Annotated in this window: 6 protein-coding genes; all 6 read left to right on the forward strand. The window is 75.7% G+C overall.

Features of this window, described 5'->3' with window-relative positions; all coding sequences use genetic code 11:
* The first annotated feature begins 69 nt into the window (after positions 1-69).
* From SPRI_RS34975 to SPRI_RS35000, 6 genes are read left to right on the forward strand one after another with little or no spacing between them, the layout of a single operon-like run.
* Positions 70-321 (forward strand): acyl carrier protein, encoded by a 252-nt coding sequence (locus tag SPRI_RS34975; protein ID WP_005321585.1) that lies wholly within the window; start codon positions 70-72, stop codon positions 319-321.
* Positions 318-1,592 carry a beta-ketoacyl synthase N-terminal-like domain-containing protein gene (locus SPRI_RS34980; protein ID WP_203227953.1) on the forward strand — a complete coding sequence of 425 codons (1,275 nt, stop codon included), beginning with the start codon at positions 318-320 and terminating at the stop codon, positions 1,590-1,592. Before SPRI_RS34975 ends, SPRI_RS34980 begins: the two co-directional genes overlap by 4 nt.
* Positions 1,593-1,624: 32 nt before the next feature.
* Positions 1,625-2,875 carry a hydroxymethylglutaryl-CoA synthase family protein gene (locus SPRI_RS34985; RefSeq protein ID WP_005321592.1) on the forward strand — a complete coding sequence of 417 codons (1,251 nt, stop codon included), beginning with the start codon at positions 1,625-1,627 and terminating at the stop codon, positions 2,873-2,875.
* Positions 2,872-3,624 carry an enoyl-CoA hydratase/isomerase family protein gene (locus SPRI_RS34990; RefSeq protein ID WP_050791645.1) on the forward strand — a complete coding sequence of 251 codons (753 nt, stop codon included), beginning with the start codon at positions 2,872-2,874 and terminating at the stop codon, positions 3,622-3,624. Before SPRI_RS34985 ends, SPRI_RS34990 begins: the two co-directional genes overlap by 4 nt.
* The gene (locus SPRI_RS34995; RefSeq protein ID WP_053556635.1) at positions 3,621-4,397 is read left to right on the forward strand and encodes a polyketide synthase; all 777 of its coding nucleotides are present in this window, start codon (positions 3,621-3,623) and stop codon (positions 4,395-4,397) included. Before SPRI_RS34990 ends, SPRI_RS34995 begins: the two co-directional genes overlap by 4 nt.
* A gap of 47 nt (positions 4,398-4,444) precedes the next feature.
* Positions 4,445-11,398, forward strand: a complete 6,954-nt coding sequence (locus SPRI_RS35000; RefSeq protein ID WP_053556634.1) for an SDR family NAD(P)-dependent oxidoreductase — start codon at positions 4,445-4,447, stop codon at positions 11,396-11,398.
* The last annotated feature ends 8 nt before the right edge of the window (positions 11,399-11,406 follow it).

Raw genomic sequence — 11,406 nt, forward strand, 5'->3', positions numbered from 1 at the left:
AGCCCCAGCACACCTGAGAGCCCCGGCACACCTGAGAGCCCGGCACACCTGAGAGGACGACCCGACACCATGACCGAGGAAGAGATCTTCGCCGTCATCCGCGCCCAGATCGTCGACGTACTGCCGGAGACGGCCGGCATCGACATCACCCTCGACCACAGCATGCGCGACCTCGGCGCCAACTCCATCGACCGCATGGACGTGGTGATCGCCGCCCAGGACGAGCTCGGCATCACCGTGCCCGGCGCGGCCCTCACCCGGGCCGAGGACCTGCGCTCGCTCGTCGCCGTCTTCCGCTCGCACCTGAGCACCCACGCGTGAGAGCGCTGCCCGGCCCCGTGGCCGTCACCGCCGCCGCGGTCCTCACCCCGCTCGCCGACGACCTGGACGGCTTCACCGCCGCCCTGCTCGCCGGCCGCAGCGCGGTGACCCTGCACGGCGAGGAGGAGGACACCGGCGCCCTGCCCGCAGCCGCCCTGGACGGCTTCGACCTGGCCTCCTGGGCCGCCCGGCACCTGGCCGGCGACGAGGTCACCGCGGCCCGGCTGCGCAAGGTCGCCGGCCGGGCCGCGCTGCCCGCCCGCACCGCCGCCTGCGTCGCGCTGCGCGCCGTGCGCGACGCGCACCTGACCGAGGAGCAACTCGCCGACGGCACCGCGCTGATCGTCGCCGGCAGCAACCTCGCCCTCGCCCACCAGGCGGCCACCGTCCTGGGCCACGACCGGGCACCCGGCCGGCTGCGCGCCTCCTACGCGCTGACCCACCTCGACGTGGACACGGTCGGCGCGGTCAGCGAACTCACCGGCATCCGCGGCGAGGGCTGGGCGCTGGGCGGCGCGTCCGCCAGCGGCACCCTCGCCCTGATCCAGGCCGCCCGTACCGTCGCCGCCGGCTGGGCCGAACGCGCCCTGGTCGTCGCCCCGGTCGCCGAACTGTCCCCGGTGGAGACCGAGGCGCTGCGCCGCACCGGGGCGATGGCCCACGAGCACTTCCGTGACGAACCCGCCCGCATGTGCCGGCCCTTCGACGCCGCACGGCAGGGCTTCGTCCGCGGCGAAGGGGCCGCCGCGCTCGTCCTGGAACACCCGCACGCCGCCCGCCGCCGCGGCGCCCCGGTCCTGGCCGAGATCACCGGGCACGGCCAGCGCCTGGACGCCCGGCGCGGCACCGAACCCGACGCCGACGGCCAGGCGGCCGCCATGCGCGCGGCCCTGGCCACCGCCGGCCTCGAGCCCGCCGACATCGACTACGTCAACGCGCACGGCACCGGCTCCGTCCTGGGCGACACCACCGAAGCGGCCTCCCTGACAGCGGTGTTCGGCACCCGCCCCTCGCTGCGCGTCAACTCCACCAAGCCGCTGACCGGCCACTGCCTGTCGGCGGCCGGCCTGATCGAGGCCGCCGCCACCGTCGCGCAACTACGGGCGGGCACCGTCCACCCCAACGTGAACCTGGAACGGCCCGACACCGCCGTCCCGCTGGCCGGCCGCACCGCCGAACACCTGCCGCTGCGCACCGCGCTCAGCAACAGCTTCGCCTTCGGCGGCATCAACGCCTCCGTGGTGATCCGCCTCCCCGACCCCCGGCCCTGAAGCCACCAGAACCTGTAGTTACGGAGAAGACCATGAAGCAGGTCGGCATCGAAGCCATCAACGCCTACTGCGGTGAGACCTACATCGACGTGCCGACCCTGTTCGCGGCCCGCGGCCTCGACGACAGCCGGATCGGCAACCTGATGATGGACCGCAAGAGCGTCGCACTGCACTGCGAGGACGCCGTGTCCTTCGCCGTCAACGCCGCCAAACCCCTCATCGACGCACTCACCGACAGCGAACGCGACGCGATCGAACTGCTCATCGTCGGCACCGAGTCGGGCGTCGACTTCGGCAAGTCACTGGCCACCTACGTCCACGACCACCTCGGACTGCCGCGCAGCTGCCGCCTGTTCGAGACCAAGCAGGCCTGCTACAGCGGCACCGCCGCCCTCCAGATGGCCGCCGCCACCGTCGCCGCCAGCCCCTTCGAGGGCACCAAGGCCCTGGTCATCAGCAGCGACGTGGCCCGCCCCGTCCCGCACACCTACGTCGAACCCAGCCAGGGCGCGGGCGCGGTGGCCATGCTCGTCGGCGACCACCCCGTCGTCGCCGCCTTCGACCCGGGCGCCAACGGCTTCCACTCCTACGAGGTCATGGACACCTGCCGCCCCGACCCCGAGGCCGAGGCCGGCGACACCGACCTGTCCCTGCTGACCTATATCGACTGCCTCAAGGGCTCCTTCACCGACTACGCCCGCAAGGTCGAGGGCGCCGACTTCCTCGACACCTTCGACCTGCTCGCCATGCACACCCCCTTCCCCGGCATGGTCAAGGGCGCCCACCGGGCCGCCCTGCGGAAACTGAAGCGCGGCATGGCCCCCCAGGCCGTCGAGGACGACTTCACCACCCGCCTCGGCCCGGCGATCCGCTACCCGCAGCAGGTCGGCAACATCTACGCCGGCACCGTCCACCTCGCCCTCGCCTCCACCATCGACCACGCCGTCATCGACCGCGAACACCGCGTCGGCGTCTTCTCCTACGGCTCCGGCTGCGCCTCCGAGTTCTACAGCGTCACCATCACCCCCGAATCCCGGCGCGCCGTGCGCGCCATGGGCATCCGCGAGGCCCTCGACGCCCGCTACGAGCTGAGCATGGACGAGTACGACGCCCTGCTCACCGCCACCGCGGAACTCAAGTTCGGCATGCGGGACTTCACCTTCGACCTCGACCGCTTCCCGCAGATCACCAAGGAACGCTTCACCGGCGGCCGCCGCCTCGTGCTGGCCGCGGTGCGCGACTACCACCGCGAGTACGTGTGGCTCGACGGAGCCGCCCGATGACCGCCGTGACCCTCACCCGCGCCCGCGGCGTCATCCGCGCCCGCCTCGACGAGCCCGAACGCCGCAACGCCATCACCCCCCTGCTCCTGGACAACCTCCACGCCGCCCTGGACGCCGCCGAGACGGACACCGGCTGCCGCGTCCTGGTCCTGTCCGCGAGCGGCGACGACTTCTGCGCCGGGACCGACCTGTCGGGCGGCGTGCCCGACACCCTGCCCGACCCCGGCGACACCGGAGAACTCCCGTACTGGCGGCTCCTCGAACGCCTCACCGCCACGCCCGTCGTCACCGTCGCCCTCGTCGACGGCCACGCCCACGCCGGCGGTGTGGGACTGGCCGCCGCCTGCGACCTGGTCATCGCCGGCCCCCGCGCCCGCTTCCGGCTCACCGAGGCCCTCGTCGGCCTCGTGCCCGCCATGGCCTGGCCGTTCGTGGCCCGCCGCACCGGAGAACAACGCGCCTTCACCGCCACCCTGCTCGCCGAGGACCTCGACGCCGCCGCCGCCCACGCCTGCGGCCTCGCCGACCAGGCCACCGACGACGCCGAAGGCGCCCTGCGCAGCACCCTGGTCCGCCTCAGCCGCGTCGACCGGTCCACCACCGGTGCGCTCAAGACCTGGCGGACACGGCTGTTCCCCCGCGACGAACACCTCGGCACCGACGCCGCACACACCTTCCTCACCCGCCTCACCGACCCCCACGTCCACCGGCTCCTCGGCCGCGTCACCGCCCCGGAGCGTGCCGCATGACCACCCACGCGACCAGCGCCGCCACGCCCGTCGTACGGCTGAGCAGGGAAGGACCCCTCGCCGTCGTCACCCTCGACGACGCCGAAGGACGCAACACCTTCTCGCCCGCCCTGACCGCACAACTCGTCGACTGCGTCGAACGCGCCGCCGCCGACCCCGGGACCCGCGCCGTCCTGGTCGAAGGCCGCCCCGAACTGTTCTGCGCCGGCGGCACCCAGCGCGAACTGGTCAACTTCGCCCGCGGCGACGCCACCTTCGACACCGACGACTTCTTCCGCGTCTTCGCCCGCTGCCCGCTGCCGGTCATCGCCTCCCTCCAGGGGCACGCCATCGGCGGCGGCCTCGTCCTCGCCCTCTACGCCGACTTCGCCGTCTTCAGCGAACGCTCCCTGTACGCGGGCAACTTCATGCGCTACGGATTCACTCCCGGCATGGGCGCCACCCACCTCTTCCCGGCCCGCTTCGGCCGCGAACTGGGCACCGAGATGCTCTACACCGCCCGCAACTACCGCGGCGCCGAACTCCGCGAATGCGGCGCCCCCGTCCGCGTCGTGCCCCACGCGGACGTCCCGCGCACCGCACGGGAGCTGGCCCGGTCCGTGTGCGGGCCCCCGCGCACCTCGGTCGAACTCCTCAAACAGGAAATGGCCGCACCGCTGCTGGCCGCCACCACCGAGGCGATCGCCCGAGAGGCCGCCCTGCACCGCACCTCCTTCCGGCTGCCCGAGGTGCTCGACCGCATCGAAGCCGCATACGGCGACACCGGCCGCTGACCGCACGCCGCCCTGCCCCCCTGCCACGCGAGGACCCGAGGGAACCGATGGACGCGAAAGAGATCCTGACCCGATACAAGAACGGCACCCTGGACACCGCGTCCGCGACCGCCCTCCTCCGCCCCACCCCGCCCGCGACGCCCGGTGCGGCCGGGCCTCCGGCGCCTTCCGCGCCCGCGGCACCGGGCGGCGCGGACGGTGACCGTGCGGCCGCGTTGCTGCGGGCAGCGGCGGGGGAGAGCGGACCGTCGGCCGCCCCGGCCGACACCCCGTCACCTCCCACGCCCGCGACACCCGGTGCGGTGGACCGGGCCGATGCCGCCGCGCTGCTGTGGGCGGCAGCGGGGGAGGGACGCCCCGCAGCCGGCGGCGTGGACCGTGACCGTGCGGCCGCGTTGCTGCGGGCAGCGGCGGGGCAGCGCGGGCCGGCGGCCGGTGCGGCCGAGGCTCCGGCGCGCCCCGCGGCCGGGGCCGTGGGCCACGACCGTACGGCCGCCGGTACGGCCGGGACCTCGTCACGTCCCGTGCCTGCGGCGCCCGGCGGCGTGGACCGTGACCGGGCGGCTGCGTTGCTGCGGGCGGCAGCGGGGGAGGGGCGTCCCGGCGGAGGCGACGCGGCGACGCCCGGCACCACCGGCGGTCCGTCGCGTCCCGCGCCTGCGACGCCCGGCGGCGTGGACCGTGACCGTGCGGCCGCGCTCCTGCGGGCGGCAGCGGGGGAGAACGGGCCGGCCGCCGACATGGCTGAGGGGCCGTCACGCCCCCTGCCTGCGGAACCGGATGCGGTGGACCGTGACCGCGCGGCCGCGCTCCTGCGCGCGGCAGCGGAGGAGAACGGGCCGGCCGCCGACATGGCTGAGGGACCGTCACGCCCCCTGCCTGCGGAACCGGATGCGGTGGACCGTGACCGGGCGGCCGCGCTCCTGCGCGCGGTAGCGGGGCAGCGCGGGCCGGCAGCCGGTGCGGCCACAGCTTCGGCGCGCCCCGCGCCCGGCGGCGTGGACCGGGCCGAGGCCGCCGCGTTGCTGCGGGCCGCCGCGGGGGAGCGGCGGCCCGGTGGGGACGGCCCGGCGGGCGGGAGCATGGGACGCACCCTGCCCGCGGAGGCGGGCTCCGCGGGCCGGGTGCTGGAGCCCGTCGCCGTCATCGGGTACAGCGCCCGCTTCCCCGGCGCCGAGGACGCCGACACGTTCTGGCAGCGGCTCCTCGCCGGCGACGACCTCGTCACCGAAGTGCCCGCCGAGCGGTGGAAGATCGACGAGCACTACGACCCCCGCCCCGAGGCCGAGGGCAAGTCGGTGTCCAAATGGGGGGCGTTCGTCGACGGCGCCGACCGGTTCGACGCCGCCTTCTTCAAGATGCCGCCCCGCGAGGCCGAACTCACCGACCCGCAGGCCCGCCTCTTCCTCCAGGAGGCCTGGCGCGCCCTCGAACACGCCGGGCAGCGCACCGCCGACCTCGCCGGCACCCGCTGCGGCGTGCACGCCGGGGTCATGATGAACGACTACCAGGACCTCATCGAACGGACGAGCGAGCACGCCCGCCTGGCCCAGGTCATGCAGGGCAACTCCAACTCCCTCCTCGCCGCCCGCATCGCCTACCACCTCGACCTCAAAGGCCCCGCCGTCACCGTCGACACGGCCTGCTCCTCCTCGCTCGTCGCCCTCCACCAGGCCTGCCAGGCGCTGTGGCTCGGCGACGCGGACATGATGCTCGTCGGCGGCGTCACCCTCTACCTCACCGAACTGCCGCACGTGTTCATGAGCCGCGCCGGGATGCTCTCGCCCACCGGCCGCTGCCGGCCCTTCGACGCCGCCGCCGACGGCATCGTCCCCGGCGAGGGCTGCGCCGTCGTCGTCCTCAAACCCCTGTCACGGGCACTGGCCGACGCGGACCCCGTCCACGCCGTCATCCGCGCCAGCGGACTCAACCAGGACGGCCGCACCAACGGCATCACCGCCCCCAGCGCCGCCTCCCAGGCCCGCCTCATCGGCGACACCCTCGGCCGGTTCGGTCTCGACGCGTCCGGCATCGACTACGTCGAGGCCCACGGCACCGGCACCCCGCTCGGCGACCCCATCGAGGTCACCGCCCTCAACAAGGTGTTCGCCCCCGCCGCCCGCCCCGTCGGCAGCGTCCCGATCGGCTCCGTCAAGGGCAACGTCGGCCACACCTCCGCCGCCGCCGGCCTCGCCGGCCTCCTCAAGGCCATCGGCGTCGTACGCACCGGCGACATCCCGCCCTCCCTGCACTGCACCCCCCACACCCTCAACCCGGCCATCCCCTTCGGCGAAGGGCCCTTCACCGTCGCCACCGAGCGCCGCACCCTGCCCGCGGCCCCCGGCGGACGACCCCGCCGTGCCTCCGTCAGCTCCTTCGGCTTCAGCGGCACCAACGCCTACGTCGTCGTCGAACAGGCCCCCCACCGGCCCGCCCCCACCCCCGCCGACCGGCCCGTGACCGTGCCCCTGTCGGGCCGTCGGCCCACCGCCCCGGCCGACCGCGCCGCCGAACTCGCCCGCTGGCTGCGCTCACCCGCCGGCGCCGACGCCGCCCTCACCGACCTCGCCCACACCCTCGCCTGCGCCCGCGACCATCATCCCCACCGGGTGGCGCTGCTGGTCGCCGACCGCGCCGAACTCCTCGACTCCCTCGACAAGCTCGCCGCCGGCGAACCCGACCCCCGCCGCATCGATCCCGCCACCGACCCCGCCCACCACGGCGACGACCCCCGCCACCACGACGCCCGCCGCTACGTGGCAGGCCACACCGTCGACTGGTCGAGCACCTGCCCGCCCGCCGGCCACCGCCGGATCCCCGCCCCCGGATACGCCTTCGCCCCCGACCGCCACTACGCCGTCCCCGCCCTCCCGCCCGCCGCACCGGCCTCCGACGAACCGCCCCTGGACGAGCGGCTCCTGGACGAACTGGTGCTGCGCACGCCCGGCTGGCAGGACAGCCCGCTGCCCGACCGGCAGCCCCCCGCCCTGCCGCTCCTCGCCCACGACCCGGTCGGCGACCTCGCCGCCGCGCTCGGCGCCGGCAGCCTGGACGCCCTGCCCGCCGTGCAGGACACCGCCCCCGACGCCGTCGCCCTCGTGCTGCGGCTCACCGGCGACGAGACCGCCGCCTTCGACGCCGTACGCGAGGTGCTGGCCGCCTTCCGCACCCAGCGCATCACCCTCCTCGCCGTCACCGCCGACGTGCTGCGCGCCGACGCGGCCCGCGCCCTGGTCCAGAGCCTGCGCCAGGAGAACCCCCGCCTGACCGGCCGCGCCCTGCTGCTCGCCGACGACGGCCCCGCCGCCGCACCCCTGATCCGCGCGGAACTCGCCTGCCCCGAACCGGAGTTCGGCCACCTCGCCGACCTGCGCACCCCGCGCAGGGCACGCCGCGTCCTGCACCCGGCCACCCTGCCCCAAGACGGCTTCACCCCCCGCCCCGACGGCGTCTACCTGATCACCGGCGGCACCGGCGGCATCGGACGCGACCTCGCCGCCCGGCTCACCGCCCACCCCGGCACCCGCGTCGTCGTGTGCGGCCGCACCCCCCTCGCGGACCTCGACCCGGCACACCGCCCCGCACCCGGCGGCCCCCTGCGCTACGTGCGGGCCGACATCGCCGCCCCCGGCGGCGCGGCCGCCCTGGTGAGCGACATCCTCACCCACGAGGGCACGCTGACCGGCGTCTTCCACGCCGCCGGCGTCGTACGCGACGCCTACCTGCTGCGCAAGAACAGCGACGACGTGGCCGCCGTCCTGGCCCCCAAGACCACCGGCACCACCGCCCTCGACGAGGCCACCGCCGCCCTTCGGCTGGACGTGTTCGTCCTGTTCTCCTCGGTGGCGGCCGTCAGCGGCAACATCGGCCAGAGCGACTACGCCTACGCCAACGGCCGCCTGGACGCCTTCGCCGAACACCGCGCCGCCCTCGTCGCGGCAGGGCAGCGGCACGGGCGCACCCTGTCGGTGCAGTGGCCGCTGTGGGACGTGCCGGGCATGACGATCCCCGAACCGGTACGCCGCGTGGTCGAGGAACACGTCGGCATGGTGCCGCTGCCGGCCGCCCTCGGCGCCCGCGCCCTCGAACGGCTGCTCTCCGCAAAGGGCCCACAGGTCGTCTCCCTCTTCCACGGCAGGGCCGACGCCTGGCACCGCCACCTGCAGAACCTCCACCTGCTGCCCACACCCACACCCACACCCACACCCGCACCCGTGCCCGCACCCGCACCCGCACCCGTGCCCGCACCCGCACCCGCACCCGTGCCCGCACCCGCACCCGCGCCCGTGTCCGCGCCCGAGCCGGGCGCCGCGCCGGAACCGGTGGCCGCGCCCCGCGCGGGGGCCGCGACGCCGGACGGGGACCTGGTCGGTCTGGTCGCCCGTACCGTCGCCGAGACCCTGGGCCACGCAGCGGGGACGATCGGACCGCGGACCTCCCTGGAGGAGCTGGGCCTGGACTCGGTGATGATCCGCACCCTCGCCTCCAAGCTCAGCGCCCGCATCGCACCGATCGGCCCGGACGCGCTGTTCGGCGTGCGCGACGTGCACGAGCTCGCCGGCCACCTCGCCCGCAGCCTCCCCGCCGCACCCTCCACCCCGACCCCTGTCCCGACCCCCACCCCGACCCCTGTCCCGGCCCCGGTTCCTGCCGTGGCGAGCACCCCGGCCGCCGGGACCGGTCGTGAACCGGCCCGCGAACCGGCGGCCGCGCCCGCCGGACAGACGGCGGGGGAGGAGGCGTTCGCCGTCGTCGGCCTCGCCGGCCGCTACCCCGGCGCGGACGGCCCCGACGCGTTCTGGGAGAACCTCCTCGTCGGCAAGGACACCGTCGGCGACCTGCCCACCGACCGGTGGGCCGACAGCGGCGGCGTCCGGGCCAAGGGCCACTTCCTCGACCGCGTCGACGCCTTCGACGCGGCGTTCTTCGGCCTGTCCGCCCACGAGGCCGCGTTCACCGACCCGCAGGAGCGGCTCTTCCTCGAGGTCGCCTGGGAGGCGATGGAGGACGCCGGCCTCACCGGCACCAGGCTCGACGCGCTCACCGCCCCGGACGGCGAACCCCGCAGCGTCGGCGTCTTCGCCGGGATCACCAGCGCCGACTATCCGCTGCTGGGCGCGGAACGCTGGGCGGCCGGCGAGCGCGACATGCCCTCTGGGCACTACTGGTCGCTGCCCAACCGGCTGTCCTACCTGCTGGACCTGCGCGGCCCCAGCCAGCCCGTCGACACCGCCTGCTCCTCCTCCCTCGTCGCCCTGCACCAGGCCGTCGAGGCGCTGCGGCAGGGCGAGTGCGAGGCCGCGCTCGTCGGCGGCGTCAACCTCTACCTGCACCCCTCCCGGTTCCGGATGCTGGCCCGCTCCGGATTCCTCGCCGAGGACGGCCTGTGCCGCAGCTTCGGCGCCGGCGGCGCCGGATTCGGCCCCGGCGAGGGCGCCGGGGCCGTCGTCCTCAAGCGACTCTCGAGGGCACTGGCCGACGGTGACACCGTGTACGCCCTCGTCCGCGGCACCGCCGTCGCGCACGGCGGCCGCACCAACGGTTTCACCGCGCCCAGCCCGCGCGCCCAGGCCCGCGTGCTGCGCGAGGCGCTGCGGCGTTCGGGCACCGACCCGGCGACCGTGAACGTGATCGAGGCCCACGGCACCGGCACCGAACTCGGCGACCCCGTCGAACTCACCGCCCTGAACGACACCTACGGCCGAGGCGCCGCGGCCGGTGTGCCGTGCTCGATCGGCTCGGTCAAGTCCGCCGTCGGGCACGGTGAATCGGCCGCCGGGATCACCGCCCTGACCAAGGTCCTGCTCCAACTGCGGCACAAGACGCTCGCCCCCACCCTGCACGCCGAGCCGGTCAACCCCCGACTGCGCCTTCAGGACACCCGGTTCACGCTCCAGCACGAGGCGGGCCCCTGGCCACGGCTGCGCGACGAGGACGGCCGCGAACTGCCCCGGCGGGCGGGCATCAGCTCGTTCGGCGCGGGCGGCGTCAACGCACACGTGATCGTCGAGGAGTACGAGCCGCCCGCCCCGACGCCCGCCGACGACGGCGCACCGCAGCTGGTGCTCCTGTCCGCCCCGAGCGGCGAACACCTGACCGCCACGGTCCGGCGCCTGGCCGCTCATCTGACCGGCCCCGCGGCCGCCATGAGCCTGGCCGCGATCGCCCGCACCCTGCGCACCGGACGTGCCGCCCGCGAACACCGGCTCGCGGTCGTCGCCACCGACACCGCCGAACTCGCCGCAGCGCTCGCCCAGTTCACGGACGGCACCCCCGGCACCCCCGGTGCCGGGACCGTCCGCACCGGCACCGTCGCCCGCGACCGGGCCGTCCAGGCGCCGGAGACCGACGAGCTCGTCGCCACCCTGTGGCGGGCCGGAAGCCTGGAACAGCTGGCCGAACTGTGGGTCACCGGCTGGGAGATCGGCCCCACGACGGACCCCGACGGCGACACCGGGACGCCGGGCGTGGTGCCCCTGCCTCCGTCCGCGTTCCTGCGCACCCGCCGCTGGCTGCCCGGACCGGACACCGCGCCGGCCCCCGCACCCACCCCGGCCCCGGCCCCGGACGTGACTGCGGCGCCCCCCGCCGCCCCGACACCCGCCCCGGCCCTGGACGTTCCCGCGCCCGTCCCGCAGGTGGCCCCGACGGCCCCCGCCCCGGACACGGCCCCCGCCCCGGACGCTGCCCCCGCGCCGGCCGGCACCGGGCATGTCGCCGTCACGTCCGCCGTCGCGTCCGCCGCCGTCCCGGGCGACCCGCGCCTGCCGGCGCTCGCCGCGCTCGTCGGCGAGCTCGCCGCCGGCCCGGGGGCGGAGGGACCCATCGACCCCGCCCGCACCCTCGTCGAACTCGGCGTGGACTCCCTGGGCCTGATGAACCTCCGCTTCGAGATCACCGAGCGGTTCGGCCACACACTCCCGCTCCAGCTGCTCAGCGAGTTCAGCGTCGACGAACTCCTCGCCCACCTGTCCGCCCTTCACGCCCCCGACCAGGCCTGACCGCAGAG

This window comes from Streptomyces pristinaespiralis (genome assembly GCF_001278075.1).
Taxonomy (GTDB): Bacteria; Actinomycetota; Actinomycetes; order Streptomycetales; family Streptomycetaceae; genus Streptomyces; species Streptomyces pristinaespiralis.